Here is a 17,910-nt window from a genome sequence, read left to right as displayed (position 1 = left end):
GGCGCCGGCGTTTGAGGAAATGAAAGCTTATCGTGCGGCGATGGTGACCGTGATCGTGTCGGCATAATCGCCGGCCACATGCTGGCCGGAGATGGGAACCGTCACCTTCAGGTCTGATTTCTTGCCGAACTGGGCGCTGGCACGCTGCACCACCATCTGGCTGGTCAGGTTGCCGGCACTGCTGTCGTAATCGACCGTATAGGCGATTTCGTTGGCCCCGCTTTTCAGCTTGCCGCCATTGGCCGAGGCCAGGCTGATCGAATAGCCGTTGCCGGCATTGCAGCTCTCCGTCACCGAGCCCACCGTCTTGGAACTTTCACCCGAAGTCAGGTTCCAGGTGGCGTTCATGTCCTGCACGGCGATGGCGCACGACATGGGCATGGTGCCACGCAACGAAACACCGCCCGAATTGCTCTGCGCCAGACTGGCGGCAGGCATCAGGGCGGTGGTGGACAGCAACAGGGCCGCGACGGCCCGGACCAGCATATGGCGCATTCTGCACCTCTCCGGTTATGGAAACACCCCGTCCAATTTTGAACGGGGTTCAAACAGAACCGCCGGCCCTGGGGAGGGGCCGGCGATCTCTGGGACATTACTTGGCGGCGATGGTGACGGTGACGGTGTCGGCATAGTCGCCGGCGATGTATTGGTCGGAGGCGCCGACGGTGACCTTCAGGTCGGACTTCTTGTTGAACTGGGCGTTGGCGCGGTCGACAACGGCCTGGCTGGTCAGGGCGCCGGTGAAGCTGTCGTAGTTGACCTGATAGTCGATGGTGAAGTTGCCCGACTTCAGCTTGCCGGCGTTGGACGAGGCCAGGGTGATCTTGTAGCCGGAGCCGGCGTTGCAGTTCTCGGTGACGGAGCCGACGGTCTTGTTGCTCTCGCCATTCTTCAGGGACAGGGACTGGCCCAGATCCTGGACGGCGATGGTGCAGGACAGAGCGACGTTGCCCTTCAGCTGGACCGTGCCGGAAGCGTTCTGGGCCATGGCGGGGGCGGCGATGGCGGCGACGAACAGGGCGGCGGCGGCGGTCTTGGCGAAGAACTTGGTCATGGTGGGCTCCGTCGGTTCGGTTTGTGTCGAGGCGTTGTTGCCTTCATGCGAACCTAGGATTGCAGGGGGTATGCCAATCGGGTGGGGGTCGGAAAATGGCGGAATCCCTGGGGTGGCCATATCTAAATGCCAAAAAATGGTATTGCATTTTTCAATTACTTTAAAATAGCATTGCTATATGCAAAAATCTTTGCAAGTTTTTGTGGTCCCCGGCCCGATCGTGCCATCAGCTTTCCATTTTCACGCATCATTGTGCGCCGGCTTGCGGGATCGGCCGGTGTGGGTTGCCGCATAATCCTGATAGGATGGTGCGTTCCCGCGATAGGTTGGCCGGGGGAGGGCGCCATCCATCGGGGTGGCGAGGAAAGGGTGGCATGAGCAACCAGTCGGATCGCAACCTGGGGACCGAGGCGCGGCTGAAGGCCGTGTTCCAGCGCGAGCAGTCGCGGGGCATCGAAGTCGCGACCTGGGCGCGGCTGATCGCCCTGGGGTCGATCTTCGCCTGGGTGGCCCTGCTGGACCAGAACGGGGAGAATGCGGCCGGTTACCTGGGTATCGCCATCGTCGCCTGCAACGGCCTGGCGCTGTGGGCCCTGCACCGCACCCGGCTGTTCCGGCCCTGGATGCTGTTCGCGTCGGTGGCTTTCGACCATGTCGCCATCGCCACTGTCATGATCACGCCGATCATCATCGGGGGGGAGGCGCTGTCGCCGGCCATGGGCACGCGCAGCGTCTGGTTCGACATCTATTTCCTGATGATCGCCAGCTCCGTCATGGTCCAGCGCCCGGCCCTGGTGGTGTGGAGCGGGCTGACGGCGGCGCTGTCATGGTCGGCGGTGGTCATCCATGCCCTGCGCCAGCCCGGCACCTTCACCATGCCGCTGACCTGGCTGTGGTCGGGCACCGATGCCGGGGATTTCGTGCGGGTGATGATGAACCCGCGCTATATCGACCTGACCAACTGGCTGACCCAGGTGCTGTTGCTGATCCTGGTGGCCCTGACCCTGGCCGCCGCCGTGCGCCGGGCCAAGACCCTGCTGGTCAACCAGGCGGCGGCGGAATGCGAGAGGGCGAATCTGGCCCGCTATTTCTCCCCCGACATGGTGGAGCGGCTGGCTTCCAGTGACAGCCCGCTGTCGCGGCCCAACAGCCGGGTCGTGGCCGTGCTGTTCGCCGACCTGACCGGCTTCACGCGTCTGTGCGAGAACGCGCCGGCGGCGGAGATCATCGACCTGCTGCGCCAGTTCCGCATCCGCATGGAAAAGGCCGTCTTCACCCACGGCGGTACGGTCGACAAATATATCGGCGATTGCGTCATGGCCACGTTCGGCCTGCTGGCCCCAAGCGGCCGCGACCCGGCGGCGGCCCTGGGCTGTGCGCATGACATGCAGGATGCCGTGAATGACTGGAACCGCGACCGCGCGGTGCGCGGGCTGCCGTCGGTGGGGCTGGGCATCGGCGTGCATTACGGGGCGGTGGTGGCCGGTGATATCGGGTCCGACCAGCGGCTGGAATTCACCGTCATCGGCGACACGGTGAACGTGGCCAGCCGCCTGATGCACCTGACGCGCGAGCTGGAAGCCGGCATCGTCATTTCCGACGAGGTGGCGGGCGCCGCCCTGGTTACCGACGGGGAAGCGGCCCTGGCCGGATACCGCCGGGTGGAGGAGATGCCGCTGCGCGGGCGCGACGGGACGGTGGCGCTATGGTACCGGCCGCTGGCCACGGGCAGTGATGATGCGTCGTGCGCGGCGTGAGGCCTGTGCTATCCTGCCCGCCCCACGCATGATGCTTCCGGAACGCTGCCCCCATGTTCACCGGTTTCTTCTATGACCTGCGCAAGGCGGGCGTGCCCGTCAGCCTGAAGGAATATCTGGCGCTGATGGAGGCGATGCAGGCCGGCATCGCCGGCTATGCCGTGGAGGATTTCTATTATCTGTCCCGCGCCATCCTGGTGAAGGATGAACGCAACCTGGACAAGTTCGACCGCGTCTTCGCCACCGTGTTCAAGGGGCTGGAAGGGGCGGGGGCCGTGGGGGCCGACGAACTGACGGCCCAGATCCCGGAGGAATGGCTGCGCAAGCTGGCCGAGAAATTCCTGACCGAGGAGGAGAAGGCGCAGATCGAGGCGCTGGGCGGCTGGGACAAGCTGATGGAGACGCTGGCGCAAAGGCTGGCCGAACAGAAGGACCGCCACCAGGGCGGCAATAAGTGGATCGGCACGGCCGGCACCAGCCCGTTCGGCGCCTATGGCTACAATCCCGAAGGCGTGCGCATCGGGCAGGATGGCAGCCGCCACCGCCGCGCCGTCAAGGTCTGGGACAAGCGCGAATTCAAGAACCTGGATGACAGTGTCGAGCTGGGGACGCGCAACATCAAGGTGGCGCTGCGCCGCCTGCGCAAATTCGCGCGGACGGGGGCGGCGGAGACGCTGGACCTGCCCGACACGATCAGTTCCACCGCCCGCAATGCCGGCTGGCTGGATATCAAGATGGTGCCGGAGCGGCACAATGCGGTGAAGGTGCTGCTGTTCCTGGATATCGGCGGGTCGATGGACGACCATATCCGCCTGTGCGAGGAACTGTTCAGCGCCGCGCGCGGCGAATTCAAGCATCTGGAATATTATTACTTCCACAATTGCGTCTATGAGGGCGTGTGGAAGGACAATAAGCGCCGGCATGTGGAGCGCATCCCCACCTTCGACGTCATCAACACCTATGGTTCCGACTACAAGCTGGTGTTCGTGGGCGACGCGTCGATGAGCCCCTATGAGATCACGCAACCCGGCGGCAGCGTGGAGCATTTCAACGAGGAGGCGGGCATCGTCTGGATGCGGCGCCTGCTGGACAAGTACCCGCATGCCATCTGGCTGAACCCGTCGGAAGAACGGTTCTGGACCTATACCCAGTCGATCGGCCTGCTGCGCAAGACCATGGAGGAACGGATGTATCCGCTGACCCTCGCCGGGCTGGATGCCGGGATGCGCGAGTTGATGCGCTGAAAATGAAAGGGGGCGCCCCGGTAGGAGGCGCCCCCTTTTGATCGAACGATAAGCGGAAAGCTTACGCCGCTTCCTGCCGGCCGCGAGTCAGGGCGGCGAAGGCGTTGCGGAAGGCGTCGGCACCGGTTTCGGCCTTGTCGAACTTCAGGTGCAGCGTGCCCTGCTCGTATTTCAGCACGGTGGCGCGCGCCGTCATGCCATGGCGGCTGACGGACAGGGTGGTCACGGTTCCCGGCGCCACATCCACGCCATCGGCCATGACCATGGCACCACCGGCGGAGATGTTGATCAGGCGGGCCTGGGTCGCACGGCCGCGGATATCCAGGGTGCAGCTCTCATCCACCTTGTAGCGCGGCTTGCGGCGGCGGTTGGCCTCCTCGGTGGAGGTGCGGACGACGCGGACCAGGACGCGGCGCAGTTCTTCGATGCTGGTGGCCACGTCGGCGGAACCGTTCTTCACCTGGGCGGCCTGTTCACCGGTACGGGTAGCCTCGCCCGACACGACGGCGATGTTGCTGGCCACATCGCTGACGGCCGACGAGGTGGCGACGACGTTGCGGCTGATTTCCTGGGTCGCGGCCGACTGTTCTTCGATGGCGGCGGCGATGGCGGTCGACACATGGTCGATCTCGCTGATGGCGCTGCCGATCTCCGACATGGCGGCCACGGCCGACGCGGTCACGCTCTGGATTTCGGCGATCTGGCGGGCGATCTCTTCGGTCGAACGGGCGGTCTGGTTGGCCAGCTGCTTGACCTCCGATGCCACCACGGCGAAGCCCTTGCCGGCATCGCCGGCACGTGCCGCCTCGATCGTGGCGTTCAGCGCCAGCAGGTTGGTCTGTCCGGCGATACCGGCGATCATCTGCGCCACTTCGCCGATACGGCCCACTGTTTCGGATAGCGAGCGGATCGTGCTGCTGGCGCGTTCGCCGGTTTCCACCGCACGGCGGGTCACCGTGCTGGAATGGGTGACCTGGCTGGTGATCTCCTGGATGGAGCCGGCCAGCTGTTCGGTGGCGCTGGCCACGGTCTGGGCGTTGGTCAGCGCCTGACGGGCGGAGCTGGCCACATCCTGGGCGTTCACGCCGACGCGTTCGGCCGAACCGGCCATGCCCTCGGCGTCACGCGCCATGCCGCCGGTCTGGGAAGCGACCTTCTCCACCGCCGCACTGGCCTCGCGTTCCACCGTGTCGGCCATTTCGATCAAGGCCTGGGTGCGGTTGGCGCGCTCGGCCTCGGCATAGGTTTCCAGCAGCAGTTCCAGATCCAGCCAAGCCAGCTTCGACAGTGCCTCGCGCAGGGCCGACTTGCGGGCCACCTCGCCCCGGTCCAGCAGCAGGGCCACGCCCGTCTTGTTCTGGGTCAGCTCCAGCGCCTCGAAGATGCCGTTCATCACCGTGCTGTGGCAGATGGCCACCGCATAGCCGGGCACGTCATTCTCATAGAAGGCCTGGGCCAGGCGTTTGGCCGACACCATGAACTGATCGTCCAGCTGGGCCGACACGGCGCGGCGCCAATGATCGACGCGGACCTCATGCACCATCGGGTTGGACAGGGCCTTCTGAATCTCCGGCCAGGCCGCAAAACGGGAATGCCATTGCTCCAGCAGGCCCGGCAGCCGGGTCTGCGCGAAACCCTTCAGTTCGCGCACCAGCGCCAGGTCGGCTTCGGTAATCTGGAAGACGGCGAGACGGCGGGAATGGGCGTCCTGGGCGGCGATCTGGCTGTTCATGACATGTCCCTGGCGATAGGTTGGAGCTGATTATTACACTTCATCGTATGCGGGTCGTTATTGGTGGCGGGAATATATCCGCTTCCCCACCTATCCAATTGGACAGATACGACGTACTGCAACCAATCCTCGTGTCCGTTTTTACTGTATAATCCTTCGGTAACCAACCTATCCTGAAGCGCATATCGATATGTGCGGTGCGACATAACGGCCGTGCCGGCTTGATCAGATAATTAGGATCGGTCACGCCGAGCCGACACAAAAGTGCTTTATCGTCCAGGACTTGCGCCAGCCCGGCAGGGCCGCCCCGACCTTCGGTGCGATTGCGCACGCGGCGTACCGGGCGTATTTTGCGCCTCCTCAAGTCCGGCAAACCCCGCTGAAGGGGACGGGCATTGACGAAAAGGATTCACACATGACCGAACCCACCCCCATTACCATCGCCCGCGGCGACGGCATCGGCCCCGAGATCATGGATGCCACGCTGGAAGTGCTGCAGGCGGCCGGCGCCAATCTGGCCTTTGAAGAGATTCAGATCGGCGAGAGCGTCTATAAGCGCGGCATCATGAACGGCATGGAGCCCAGCGCCTGGGAGAGCCTGCGCCGCACCAAGGTGTTCCTGAAGGCCCCGATCACCACGCCGCAGGGCGGCGGGTACAAGTCGCTGAACGTCACCATCCGTGGCGCGCTGGGCCTCTACGCCAATATCCGTCCCTGCGTGTCCTATCACCCTTACGTCTCGACCAAGCACCCGACCATGGACGTGGTCATCGTGCGCGAGAATGAGGAAGACCTGTATGCCGGTATCGAATACCGCCAGACACAGGAAGTGACCCAGGCGGTGAAGCTGATCACCCGGCCGGGTTCGGAAAAGATCATCCGCTACGCGTTCGAATATGCCCGTGCGAACCATCGCCGCAAGGTGACGGCCTTCGTGAAGGACAATATCATGAAGATCAGCGATGGCCTGTTCCATCGCGTCTTCGACGAGATCGCCGCCGAATATCCCGATATCGAGCATGAGAGCATGATCGTCGATATCGGTGCGGCCCGTCTGGCCGACACGCCGGAACAGTTCGATGTCATCGTCACCCTGAACCTCTATGGCGACATCATCTCCGACATCGCCGCCCAGATCACCGGTTCGGTCGGGCTGGCCGGTTCGTCCAACATCGGCGATCAGTGCGCCATGTTCGAGGCCATCCATGGTTCGGCCCCGACCATCGCTGGCAAGAACATCGCCAACCCGTCGGGCCTGATCCTGGCCTCGGTCATGATGCTGGTCCATATCGGCCAGGCCGAGGCGGCGGAGAAGATCCACAATGCCTGGCTGCGCATGATCGAGGACGGCATCCACACCGTCGATATCTTCAAGCGCGGTGTGTCCAAGGCCCGTGTTGGCACCCGCGATTTCGCCCATAACCTGATCGACCGCCTGGGCGAGCGCCCGACGCAGCTGATCCCCGCCTCCTATCAGGTGGGCGAGAAGTCCAGCTTCGCCGGCATCGCCCTGAAGGATTATGCGCGCGCCGAGAAGAAGCTGATCGGCGTGGACGTGTTCCTGGATCACAAGGGCGGCAATGGCGACGACATGGCCGCCCGCGTGGCCGGCCTGGTCGGTACCGACCTGAAGCTCTCCATGATCTCCAACCGCGGCCAGAAGGTCTGGCCGGACGGGGCGCCGGAGACGTTCTGCACCGACCATTGGCGCCTGCGCCTGCTGGGCGAGGGCAAGAATGCCGTGGCCCCGGCTGCCATCATCGCCCTGCTGACCCGTCTGGCCGATGCCGGCCTGGATGTGGTGCAGACGGCCAGCCTATACAGCTTCGACGGCGCCAACGGCTTCTCCGCCGCGGCCGGGCAGTAAGTAAGTAGTAGCCGGGTTTCCAACCGTTGGGGGAAGGGGCATAGGACCACCTTCCCCCTTCGGACAGGTAACGGAGTTACCCACAGGAATCCGTGCGGCGCCCCCTACACAAGCCGAATCAAATTTGGTAGGTTCAGTCGCAAGAGGCCACCATATTTAGTGGCCGGATAAGGGATGAGGCAGCTATCCACAGGGTTCGGGGCGAACCCGCCGCATGTGGATAAACGCCTGATCCGGTTTCGGTAATTGCCATACCACAAGGGGATCTGGAGCGTGGAAGCGACGGAAAGCACCTGGAGCGAAGAGCGCGTCGAAAAGCTGCGCCAGCTTTGGGGTCAAGGCATGAGTGCCAGCGAGATCGCCGAGCTGTTGGGCAACGTCACCCGCAATGCCGTGATCGGCAAGGCGCATCGCCTGGGCCTGTCGGGCCGGCCGTCGCCCATCAAGAAGAAGCCGACCAAGGGCGCCACGATCCTGTCGCTGACGGAACGCATGTGCAAGTGGCCGGTGGGTGATCCCAAATCCCCGGACTTCCATTTCTGCGGCAAGCAGTCGCTGAACGGCCTGCCCTATTGCGCCGAACATGCGGCCATCGCCTATCAGCCGGCCCGCAAGCGCGATGATGATCGCAAGCTGGGTGTGGCCTGAAAGACCTGACCGAAAGGTCATAAAGAAAAGCCCCGGCACCGGAAGGTGTCGGGGCTTTTCTTATTTGATCATCGGAATGGTCTGTTTTCGCTTATCCGATTGCAGCGCATAGGGATAGTTTCCAGCATTTCCAGAGATGGCTAAAACATCGTTAAAAGACCGGTAATGTTCTCCGGATCATTCTCCGCGCACGCAACAATCTTGGGGAAGAGGGAGCGTGTCATGGGACTGCGTCTGGCAGACATTCCGGTCATCGGCAAGTTGGGCATTTCATTCGGTATCATCATCACTGTTGTGGCCGGCAGCGGCCTGGGGGTCACCCGCTTCATGGACCGCACGGATGCGGCCGTGGAGATGAACACCCATACCTATAAGGTGCTGGATCAGATCGCGAACCTGCAGGAGAGCATCCAGCGGCAGGAAGCGGCCTTGGGTACCTTCGTCATCTCCGGCGATACGGCCGTTCTGGCGTCGATGACGAAGGGGCGGGAGAGTTTCAGCAAAGCCCTGTCGGCGGTCCAGACCTTGACCCAGGATAACCAGGCGCAGCAGGCCATCTTGGCGCGTGTGGCAACCGATATCGCCACCTGGCAGCGTGACGTGGCGGAGCGGCAGATCGCTCTGGCCGGACAGCCGGAAGGGCGCAGGGTCGCGCATGACATGGTGGCCCGGCGCGTGGGGGCCGACACGCTCGATCGCATCCATACCGGTTTGCAGGAAGCGGAGGACAATGAGCGCGTGCTTCTGGAGGTGCGCGCCATTGAGGCCGATACGGACCTCAGCGACATGAGGGTGGCTCTGTGGGTCGGTATCGGCGTCGCGGCCCTGGTCTCCATCCTCAGCGCCTTCGCCCTGGCCCGCGCCGTCGTCGTGCCGATGAACCGCGTCAGCCGCGCCATCTCCGAACTGGCGGGCGGCAAGGTGACATTGCCCTTCGCTTGGACCCGCCGCGACGAGATCGGGCACATGGCGCGGGCCTATGACACGCTGCGCGACACCGCCGCCCTGGCCTTTGCCCAGGCGCAGATGATCGCGGAACTGCCGCTGGGCGTCATGACCTGTGACCCGGCTGACGATTTCCGCATCAACTATATGAACAAGCGCAGCGTCGAGGTGCTGAAGACCGTGGAGCGGCTGCTGCCCTGTCCGGCGGCGGAGCTTCAGGGCAAATCCATCGACATCCTGCACCGCCATCCCGAACATCAGCGCCGTATCCTGTCGAACCCGGACAATCTGCCCCATCGCGCCAAGATCAAGCTGGGTGGAGAGGTGATGGATCTGCTGGTCACCGCCATCCGCGACAAGGAAGGCCGCTATGTGGCGCCCATGCTGAGCTGGTCGCTGGTCACCAGACAGGTCAATCTGACCGACGATTTCGAACAGAATGTGAAAAGCGTCGTCGATCTGGTCACCCAGGCGGCGGAGGAAATGGCGCGCGCCGCCGACGCGCTGAGCCTGACAGCCAGCAGTGCCAGCGGCCAGTCGACGGCAGTGGCCGCCGCTGCCGTGGAAGCCAGTGCCAATGTCGCTGCCGTGGCCAGCGCCACGGAGGAACTCGCCGCCTCCATCCAGGAGATCGGTCGTCAGGCCGAAGTCTCCAATACCCGCGCCAGCCTGGCTGTGAGTGAAGCTGAGCAGGCCGATCTGATGATGCGCCAGCTGGCGGAAAGCGCGCAGGAGGTGGGCGAGGTGGTGGAACTGATCAAGGCCATCGCCGCCCAGACCAATCTTCTGGCACTGAACGCCACGATCGAGGCGGCACGCGCCGGAGAGGCCGGCAAGGGCTTCGCCGTAGTGGCGGGAGAGGTCAAGGGACTGGCGACGCAGACCGCACAGGCCACTGACCGTATCCGCAGCAAGGTCGAGGAGATACAGGCGGCTTCCGGCCGGGCTGGCTCCGCCCTGCGTGGCATGACCGACATGATCCGTGACCTGCATGCGACCTCGGCCGCCATTTCCACCGCCGTGGAACAGCAGCAGCAGGCCACCCGGGAGATTGCTGCCAACGTGGCCCATGCTGCGGCAGGTACGCGTGACGTGACCGAGCATATCGGTGGTGTGAACCAAGCCACTGGCGAAACCGGTGCGGCCGCTGCGCAGGTGCGCGGATCGGCCAGTGAACTCAGCCGCGGGGCCGGCAACCTGTCGCAGCAGGTCGATCGCTATCTGCATGAGGCACGGGCAGCCTGATACCGGGCTGATCTGAGACATGTCACGCAAGGGGCCGGGCGGGCGACCGTCCGGCCCTTTTGCCGTCGCCATGCGTCCCGCGTATGGGAACAGGCTGGAGAAATGCGAACATAAAAGGAACAAACCCCTTGATGTTCTTATTTCGTTCTGACAATGTGGCCTCACGAAAACGAAGGAGGCTCACATGGACCGCGCTGCTTACGTTCGTGATTTCCTGGCCATCACCGGTTTCTTCGGCACCATGTACGCATGGTTCGTCGTCGGCGCCGCCCTGGGCGCCTGACATCAACGGTCATGACGATATGCCCGCGCGTGATGCCGGGGATCGTTTGAAGGAATTTTGTGGAACGGGGCCGGCTCGGCCGTTTCAACCGTCCCGGTCGATATGCTCCCGCACGGCGGCGAAAACCGTCTGGAACATCTCCGGCGTCAGACGCCCGGTATTGGTGTTGTAACGGGAGCAGTGATAGCTGTCGAAAAGCACCACCCCGTTACGCACGTCATGGCGCGCGCCATGGCCGAAGGCGAAATGCGCCGGCCGCCGGCCCAGCGCCGTGATGGTGCTGGCATGCGATACCGTGCCCAGCGCCACGATGGCGCGCAGGTTGGCCATCGCCGCGATCTCCTGGGTCAGGAAGTCGCGACAGGTGGCGACCTCCGCCGGGGTTGGCTTGTTTTCCGGCGGCACGCAGCGCGCGGCGTTGGTCAGGCGCGTGTCCAGCAGTTCCAGCCCGTCATCGGGCCGGCGATCGTAGGTGCCGCGGGCGAAGCCGTAGCGGATCAGCGTGTCGTACAGCAGGTCGCCGGCATAATCGCCGGTGAAGGGCCGGCCCGTCTGGTTGGCCCCGTGCAGGCCGGGCGCCAGCCCGACGATCAGCAGCGTGCCCGCCAGCGTGCCGAAGGCCGGGACGGGCGCATTGTGATAAGGGGGGAACTTGATACGGTTCTCCCGGCGGAAATCCGCCAGCCGCGGGCACAGGCCGCAATCCCGGTCAGGCACGGCGGGCATGCCGCCCGGTATGATGATGTTCCTGACCGCCGCCTGCCGTCCCGCCATGATGCCTTCCCAATCATAATTGTTTCGCCGATCATCGGCCTCAATCGCCCGCGGCCGCCACCGCCGGATCCGGTCCCAGGGGTATTGGCTGCCGAAGCACCGGTCAAGGGGCGTACGGGCGGCCCCGTTCCCATGCACGCATGAATTTCCGCCGGGACGCCCCCGCGTGCCCGGCTGTTGTGCCGTGGGGTAGGGTGCCTATAATCCCGCGCTTTCCAGGATCGTACCCAGGGAACGACAGGGGAGCCGGCAGCCGTGAGCTTCGATACCACCCGCGACAGCCAGGGCGCACCCGTGCCCGTCGGCATCATCATGGGCAGCCAATCCGACTGGGGCACCATGAAGCATGCGGCCAATGTCCTGGCCGAGCTGGGCGTGGCGTTCGAGACGCGGATCGTGTCCGCCCACCGCACCCCGCAGCGTCTTTATGATTATGCCACCTCCGCCAAGGGGCGGGGCATCAAGGTGATCATCGCCGGGGCCGGTGGTGCCGCCCACCTGCCGGGCATGGCGGCCAGCATGACCAGTCTGCCCGTGCTGGGCGTGCCCGTGGAAAGTCACGCGCTGAAGGGCCAGGACAGCCTGTTTTCCATCGTGCAGATGCCGGGTGGCGTGCCCGTGGGCACGCTGGCCATCGGCAAGGCGGGTGCCATCAATGCCGGGCTGCTGGCCGCCGGCATCCTGGCTTTGTCCGATGAACGGCTGGATGGGGCCCTGACCGCCTGGCGTACAAGGGCGACGGATGCCGTGGCGCTTGTGCCCGTGGACGAGCCCGTCTGATCCGCGCCTCTCAGGAACGCGTTTGCCAAGGAATTGCGACCATGACCGTTATCCCCCCCGGCTCCATCATCGGCATCCTGGGTGCCGGCCAGTTGGGTCGCATGACGGCGCTGGCCGCCGCGCGCCTGGGCTACAAGGTGCATGTCTTCGCGCCGGAAAGCATGGACAGTTCCTGCGGCCAGGTGGTGGCCCACCATACCCAGGCCGGATGGCACGACCTGCGGGCCCTGGCCCGGTTTGCCGATGACGTGGATGTCATCACCCTGGAATGGGAGAATGTGCCCACCTATGCGGTGGAATTCCTGGCCCGTCATATCGGCGTGCATCCCGGCGCCAATGTCCTGTCGGTAGCCCAGGACCGGGTGGCGGAGAAGAGCTTCGCCAACAAGCTGGGCATCGGCACCGCCCCCTTCCGCGCCGTGCGCAACCTGGAACAGCTGACCCAGGCGACGGCGGAGATCGGGCTGCCCGCCATCCTGAAATCCACCCGCATGGGCTATGACGGCAAGGGCCAGCTGCGCCTCAATCCCGGCGACGACCTGACCGGCGCCTTCGACGCCATCGGCAGCGACGAGGCCATACTGGAAGGTTTCGTGGATTTCGAGCGCGAGATTTCCGTGGTCACCGCACGCCAGGCCGACGGCAGCATCCTGTCCTATCCGCCCGTGGAGAACCGGCACAAGTCGGGCATCCTGGAGACCACGACCGTTCCGGCGGCCATTTCGCCGGATGTCGCGGCGGAGGCCGTGCGCATCGCCGAGGCCATTGCCAGCGAACTGCATGTGGTGGGCCTGCTGTCGGTGGAGATGTTCGTGACGCGTGATGGACGCGTCCTGGTCAATGAAATGGCGCCGCGTCCGCACAATTCCGGCCATTGGACCCTGGATTTCGCCGAGACCAGCCAGTTCGAACAGCTGGTCCGCGCCATCTGTGGTCTGCCACTGGGACCTGTGGGGGTGATCGCCCCGTGCGTCATGACCAACCTGATCGGCGATGATGTCGACCAGTGGCAGTCGATCCTGGCCGAGCCGGGTGCGCGCCTGCATCTCTATGGCAAGGGCGATGCCCGTCCCGGCCGTAAGATGGGGCATGTGACGCGCCCGACGGTATAAGCCAGCCCGTCCAGGTATTTATCGATATCTCCCCTGCATCATTCTTCGCTGCCGCAACAAGGACGCAGCAAGATTATGGAATGCATCCGGGGCAACCCTTGTCATGCTGAAGGCTGAACGGGGTTGTTTTCTTGGAGGTTTCTATGGGTGCGCGCCATGCCGGCCGGCTGGTTCTGGTGGCTGCCGGGCTGACGGGTCTTCTGGCCCTGGCCGGGTGCGGGAAGGGCGGGCAAGGGGCTGCCACGCCGCCGCCGCCGCAGGTCGTCGTCTCCCAGCCGGTGAAGAAGAACGTCCAGGAATGGGATGAATATACCGGCCGCTTCGCCGCGGTGGAGGATGTGGAAATCCGCGCCCGGGTCAGCGGTTACCTGACCGCCGTGAATTTCCAGGACGGGCAGGTGGTGTTCAAGGGCGATCCGCTGTTCGTCATCGATCCGCGCCCCTATCAGGCGGCGGCCGATGCCGCCAGGGCCGGCGTGGCCCAGGCGCAGGCATCGGTTCAGTTGGCACAGCGTGAACTGGACCGTGCCCGCGACCTACGCCAGACCCAGGCCGTGTCGCAATCGGTGCTGGATACAAGGTCGCAGCAGCTTCAGGCGGCAACCGCACAGCTGCTGGCCGCACAGGCGCAGGCGCGTGCCGCCGACCTGGATCTGGAATTCACCTCCGTGAAGGCGCCTGTGACGGGCCGCGTGTCCAACCACCGCGTGTCGGTGGGCAATCTGGTCAGCGGCGGATCGGCGCAATCGACCCTGCTGACCACCATCGTCTCCCTGGACCCGATCCATTTCTATTTCGATGCCGATCAGGCCTCCTACCTGCGTTATCAGCGCCAGTCGCGGTCGGGCGAACGGCCCAGCAGCCGCGACAATGCCAATCCCGTGATCCTGTCCCTGCCGGATGAGCAGGGTTTCACCCATCAGGGCCGCATCGATTTCGTCGATAACCAGATCGATGATGGCACGGGCACCATCCGCGCCCGCGCTGTGTTCGACAATCCCGATATGGTGCTGACGCCGGGCATGTTCGCCCGCCTGCGCCTGGTGGGGCGGCCGAATTACGATGGCTTGCTGTTGCCCGATGCCGCCATCGGCACGGACCAGAACCGACGCTTCGTCTATGTCGTGGACAAGGACAACAAGGCGACATATCGCGGCGTCACCACCGGCCCGCTGGTTGATGGGCTGCGCGTCATCCGCGAGGGGCTGACGGCCGGTGACAAGGTGGTCGTGGCCGGCCTGCAGCGCGTGAAGCCGGGTGCCGCCGTGACCCCCGTTGAACAGCCGATCCAGGCCGCATCCGGGGGTACGCCATGAAGATCGGCCGTTTTTTCATCGACCGGCCGGTGTTCGCCATCGTCCTGTCGATCCTGCTGATCGCCGTCGGCTCCATCGCCTATTTCACGCTGCCGGTTTCGCAATACCCGGATGTGGTGCCCCCCACCGTGACGGTGAATGCCCGCTATCCCGGCGCCAACGCCCAGACGGTGGCCAACACCGTCGCCGCCCCGATCGAGCAGGAGGTGAACGGGGTGGAGGGCATGCTCTACATGTCGTCCAACTCCACCAGCGACGGTCAGATGAACCTGACCATCACCTTCAAGCTGGGCACCGACCTGGACAAGGCACAGGTGCTGGTCCAGAACCGCGTGGCCGTGGCCGAACCGCGCCTGCCCGAAGAGGTGCGGCGCAACGGCGTGGTGACGCGCAAGGACAGCCCCGACTTGATGATGGTTGTCCACCTGCTGTCGCCCGACAACACCTATGACCAGCTCTACATCTCCAACTACGCCCTGCTGCGCGTCCGCGACGTGCTGAACCGGCTGGAGGGGATCGGCAATATCAACCTGTTCGGTGCCCGCGATTATTCCATGCGCGTCTGGCTGGACCCGCAGAGGATCGCGTCCCTGAACATGACGGCGGGCGAGGTGGTGGCCGCCATCCAGCAGCAGAATGTCCAGGTGGCCGGTGGTGGCCTGGGTCAGCCGCCGCTGGACAATCCCCGCGATTACCAGCTGAACATCACGCTCCAGGGCCGCCTGACCGAACCGCATGAGTTCGAGAACATCATCGTCAAGCATGGCGATGAGGGGCGCATTGTCCGGCTGAAGGATGTGGCGCGGGTGGAGCTGGGTGCCCGTGACTATGTCACCAATTCCTTCCTGGACGGCAAGCCGGCCGTGGTGCTTGCCATCTCTCAGCTTCCGGGCTCCAACGCCCTGGAGACGGCGGCGCGGGTGAGGGAAGCGATCAAGACCCTGTCGGCGGATTTTCCGCCCGGCCTGGAATATCGCATCGTCTATGACACCACCGGTTTCATCGCCGAGAGCATCCATGAACTGATCAAGACCATCGGCGAGGCCATGGTGCTGGTCGTGCTGGTGGTGATGCTGTTCCTGCAGCGCTGGCGGGCGGCGATCATCCCGGTGCTGGCCATTCCCGTCTCGCTGATCGGCACCTTCGCGGTGATGTCGGCCCTGGGCTATTCCATCAACAATCTGACCCTGTTCGGCCTGGTGCTGGCCGTGGGTATCGTGGTCGATGACGCCATCGTCGTGGTGGAGAATGTGGAGCGCAACCTGTCGCTGGGCCATTCGCCCATCGAGAGTGCGCGCATCACCATGGACGAGGTGGGGGGAGCGCTGGTCTCCATCGCCCTGGTCCTGTCCTCGGTTTTCATCCCGACGGCCTTCATCGAGGGTATCCAGGGTGCCTTCTACCGGCAGTTCGCGGTGACCATCGCGGCGGCCACCATCATCTCCGCCTTCAATTCGCTGACCCTGTCGCCCGCACTCTGTGCCCGGCTGCTGCGTTCGCATACCGAGGGCCATCATGTCGCTCAGCAGCGGCTGGCCCTGGTCTCCAATCTGGCCGACCGGTTCTTCGCCGGGTTCAACCGGCTGTTCGACCGGATGGCGGACGGTTATGCCAGGCTGGTGGCAAGGATCACGCATCTGACGCCGATCGTGGTCGTCATCTATGTGCTGCTGATCGCGGCCACCGGGTTCCTGTTCACCCGCATTCCCGGCGGCTTCATCCCGGCCCTTGATCAGGGCTACCTGATCATGGCCATCCAGACGCCGGAAGGCACCTCGCTTTCCAACACCACCAAGGTGATCCAGAAGGCCGCACAGATCGCGCGTGAGACGCCGGGCATCGCGCATTCGGTGCAGTTCGCCGGCTTCTCCGGTGCGACGCGCACCATCGCGCCCAATGCCGGCGCCATCTTCACGCCGCTGGACCCGTTCGAGGAGCGGTTGCCCAAGGGCCAGACCGCCACCGCTGTTCTGCAGAACCTGCAAAAGCGCGTGGCCATGGCCATCCCCGAGGCGCTGATCTTCGTGGTGCCACCGCCGCCCATCCGTGGCCTGGGTACCTCGGGTGGCTTCACCATGCGTATCCAGGATATCGGCAGCGCCGGACCGGGTGCCCTGGAACAGGCGACCTGGGCCCTGGCCCAGGCGGGCAACCAGATCCCCGGCCTGATCAATGTCTTCACGCCCTTCTCGTCGCGCGCCCCCCAGGTCTATCTGGATGTGGACCGGGTGAAGGCGCAGATGCTGGGCGTGCCGATGAACAGCGTGTTCCAGACGCTGGCCGTCTATCTGGGCTCCGCCTATGTCAACGACACCAACCTGTTCGGCCGCACCTTCCAGGTTACGGCCCAGGCCGATGGGCAATATCGCCTGGACCCGGAAAGCATCGGCCGGCTGGAAACGCGCAATGACCGCGGCCAGATGGTGCAGTTGGGCTCCTTCGTCGATTTCAAGTTCATCACCGGGCCCGACCGGGTGTTGCGTTACAACCTGTATCCGGCGGCGGAATTGCAGGGCAACAACCTGCCGGGCGTCAGCTCCGGCACGGCCATCATCGAGATGGAGAAGGCGGCGGCCTCGGCCCTGCCGCCGGGCTTCAAGGCGGAATGGACCGACCTGTCATACCAGGAGAAGAATACGGGCAATTCCGCCCTCTATATCTTCCCGCTCTGCGTCTTCTTCGTCTTCCTGGTGCTTGCCGCACAGTATGAAAGCTGGTCGCTGCCGTTTGCCATCCTGCTGATCGTGCCCATGTGCCTGTTGTCGGCCGTCGGCGGTCTGATGATGCGGGGCATGGACAACAATATCCTGGCCCAGATCGGTTTTGTTGTGCTGGTCGGTCTGGCATCGAAGAACGCCATCCTGATCGTGGAGTTCGCCCGCCAGTTGGAGGCGGAAGGCCGCAACCGCTATGACGCGGTGATCGAGGCCTGCCGCCTGCGCCTGCGCCCGATCCTGATGACGTCGTTTGCCTTCATCCTGGGCGTGGTGCCTCTGATGATCGCGTCGGGGGCGGGGGCGGAAATGCGCCAGAGCCTGGGCACGGCCGTGTTCTTCGGCATGCTGGGCGTCACCTTCTTCGGCCTGCTGTTCACACCGGTCTTCTACGTGGTGATCCGTCGGCTGGCGGGACGGGAGAAATTGGCCGTGGCGT

At 64.4% G+C, this 17,910-nt stretch carries 13 protein-coding genes; 9 read left to right on the top strand and 4 right to left on the bottom strand.

What is annotated here, in order from left to right:
* Window positions 1-27: 27 nt before the first annotated feature.
* Both ACM9HJ_RS20555 and ACM9HJ_RS20550 read right to left on the bottom strand, forming a co-directional pair.
* Window positions 28-495 carry a spore coat protein U domain-containing protein gene (locus ACM9HJ_RS20555; RefSeq protein WP_416573631.1) on the bottom strand — a complete coding sequence of 156 codons (468 nt, stop codon included), beginning with the start codon at window positions 493-495 and terminating at the stop codon, window positions 28-30.
* Between the two features lie 97 nt (window positions 496-592).
* Window positions 593-1,054, bottom strand: coding sequence for a spore coat protein U domain-containing protein (locus ACM9HJ_RS20550; protein WP_416573630.1), 462 nt, complete (start codon window positions 1,052-1,054; stop codon window positions 593-595).
* A 374-nt stretch (window positions 1,055-1,428) separates the two neighbouring features.
* Between ACM9HJ_RS20550 and ACM9HJ_RS20545 the strand changes: the two genes are divergently transcribed.
* Both ACM9HJ_RS20545 and ACM9HJ_RS20540 read left to right on the top strand, forming a co-directional pair.
* On the top strand, window positions 1,429-2,811 hold the full coding sequence (locus tag ACM9HJ_RS20545) for an adenylate/guanylate cyclase domain-containing protein (protein WP_416573629.1): 1,383 nt from the start codon (window positions 1,429-1,431) through the stop codon (window positions 2,809-2,811).
* Between the two features lie 53 nt (window positions 2,812-2,864).
* Window positions 2,865-4,055: a vWA domain-containing protein gene (locus ACM9HJ_RS20540; RefSeq protein ID WP_416573628.1), complete on the top strand. Its 1,191-nt coding sequence runs from the start codon at window positions 2,865-2,867 to the stop codon at window positions 4,053-4,055.
* A gap of 61 nt (window positions 4,056-4,116) precedes the next feature.
* Here the strand turns inward: ACM9HJ_RS20540 and ACM9HJ_RS20535 are convergent, their stop codons facing one another.
* Window positions 4,117-5,787 (bottom strand): methyl-accepting chemotaxis protein, encoded by a 1,671-nt coding sequence (locus ACM9HJ_RS20535; RefSeq protein WP_416573627.1) that lies wholly within the window; start codon window positions 5,785-5,787, stop codon window positions 4,117-4,119.
* Between the two features lie 415 nt (window positions 5,788-6,202).
* On the opposite strand from ACM9HJ_RS20535, the gene ACM9HJ_RS20530 reads away from it, so the two are divergent.
* The 3 genes from ACM9HJ_RS20530 (at window position 6,203) to ACM9HJ_RS20520 (ending at window position 10,492) form a co-directional block, all read left to right on the top strand.
* Complete coding sequence (locus ACM9HJ_RS20530) at window positions 6,203-7,654, top strand: NADP-dependent isocitrate dehydrogenase (protein WP_416573626.1); 1,452 nt, start codon at window positions 6,203-6,205, stop codon at window positions 7,652-7,654.
* A gap of 273 nt (window positions 7,655-7,927) precedes the next feature.
* Window positions 7,928-8,302: a GcrA family cell cycle regulator gene (locus ACM9HJ_RS20525; RefSeq protein ID WP_416573625.1), complete on the top strand. Its 375-nt coding sequence runs from the start codon at window positions 7,928-7,930 to the stop codon at window positions 8,300-8,302.
* Window positions 8,303-8,524: 222 nt separating this feature from the next.
* Window positions 8,525-10,492 carry a methyl-accepting chemotaxis protein gene (locus ACM9HJ_RS20520; RefSeq protein WP_416573624.1) on the top strand — a complete coding sequence of 656 codons (1,968 nt, stop codon included), beginning with the start codon at window positions 8,525-8,527 and terminating at the stop codon, window positions 10,490-10,492.
* Between the two features lie 367 nt (window positions 10,493-10,859).
* On the opposite strand, the gene ACM9HJ_RS20515 is transcribed toward ACM9HJ_RS20520, so the two are convergent.
* Window positions 10,860-11,549 (bottom strand): uracil-DNA glycosylase, encoded by a 690-nt coding sequence (locus ACM9HJ_RS20515; RefSeq protein WP_416573623.1) that lies wholly within the window; start codon window positions 11,547-11,549, stop codon window positions 10,860-10,862.
* A 312-nt stretch (window positions 11,550-11,861) separates the two neighbouring features.
* Between ACM9HJ_RS20515 and purE the strand changes: the two genes are divergently transcribed.
* The 4 genes from purE to ACM9HJ_RS20495 form a co-directional block, all read left to right on the top strand.
* Window positions 11,862-12,329: a 5-(carboxyamino)imidazole ribonucleotide mutase gene (gene purE / locus ACM9HJ_RS20510; RefSeq protein ID WP_416573789.1), complete on the top strand. Its 468-nt coding sequence runs from the start codon at window positions 11,862-11,864 to the stop codon at window positions 12,327-12,329.
* A 41-nt stretch (window positions 12,330-12,370) separates the two neighbouring features.
* Window positions 12,371-13,441 carry a 5-(carboxyamino)imidazole ribonucleotide synthase gene (locus tag ACM9HJ_RS20505; RefSeq protein ID WP_416573622.1) on the top strand — a complete coding sequence of 357 codons (1,071 nt, stop codon included), beginning with the start codon at window positions 12,371-12,373 and terminating at the stop codon, window positions 13,439-13,441.
* 143 nt (window positions 13,442-13,584) lie between these two features.
* The gene (locus ACM9HJ_RS20500; protein ID WP_416573621.1) at window positions 13,585-14,757 is read left to right on the top strand and encodes an efflux RND transporter periplasmic adaptor subunit; all 1,173 of its coding nucleotides are present in this window, start codon (window positions 13,585-13,587) and stop codon (window positions 14,755-14,757) included.
* Window positions 14,754-17,910: efflux RND transporter permease subunit (locus ACM9HJ_RS20495; RefSeq protein ID WP_416573620.1), on the top strand; the 3,157-nt coding region annotated here is incomplete at its 3' end. The genes ACM9HJ_RS20500 and ACM9HJ_RS20495, both read left to right, overlap by 4 nt.

It is taken from the genome of Niveispirillum sp. KHB5.9 (genome assembly GCF_048066115.1).
Classification (GTDB): domain Bacteria; phylum Pseudomonadota; class Alphaproteobacteria; order Azospirillales; family Azospirillaceae; genus Niveispirillum.
This window is presented reverse-complemented; position numbering and strand designations above follow the sequence as displayed.

Coding starts and splice junctions, on each gene's coding strand:
- ACM9HJ_RS20555 (WP_416573631.1), bottom strand. CDS start 495: ATGCGCCATATGCTGGTCCGGGCCGTCGCGGCCCTGTTGCTGTCCACC.
- ACM9HJ_RS20550 (WP_416573630.1), bottom strand. CDS start 1,054: ATGACCAAGTTCTTCGCCAAGACCGCCGCCGCCGCCCTGTTCGTCGCC.
- ACM9HJ_RS20545 (WP_416573629.1), top strand. CDS start 1,429: ATGAGCAACCAGTCGGATCGCAACCTGGGGACCGAGGCGCGGCTGAAG.
- ACM9HJ_RS20540 (WP_416573628.1), top strand. CDS start 2,865: ATGTTCACCGGTTTCTTCTATGACCTGCGCAAGGCGGGCGTGCCCGTC.
- ACM9HJ_RS20535 (WP_416573627.1), bottom strand. CDS start 5,787: ATGAACAGCCAGATCGCCGCCCAGGACGCCCATTCCCGCCGTCTCGCC.
- ACM9HJ_RS20530 (WP_416573626.1), top strand. CDS start 6,203: ATGACCGAACCCACCCCCATTACCATCGCCCGCGGCGACGGCATCGGC.
- ACM9HJ_RS20520 (WP_416573624.1), top strand. CDS start 8,525: ATGGGACTGCGTCTGGCAGACATTCCGGTCATCGGCAAGTTGGGCATT.
- ACM9HJ_RS20515 (WP_416573623.1), bottom strand. CDS start 11,549: ATGGCGGGACGGCAGGCGGCGGTCAGGAACATCATCATACCGGGCGGC.
- purE (WP_416573789.1), top strand. CDS start 11,862: ATGGGCAGCCAATCCGACTGGGGCACCATGAAGCATGCGGCCAATGTC.
- ACM9HJ_RS20505 (WP_416573622.1), top strand. CDS start 12,371: ATGACCGTTATCCCCCCCGGCTCCATCATCGGCATCCTGGGTGCCGGC.
- ACM9HJ_RS20500 (WP_416573621.1), top strand. CDS start 13,585: ATGGGTGCGCGCCATGCCGGCCGGCTGGTTCTGGTGGCTGCCGGGCTG.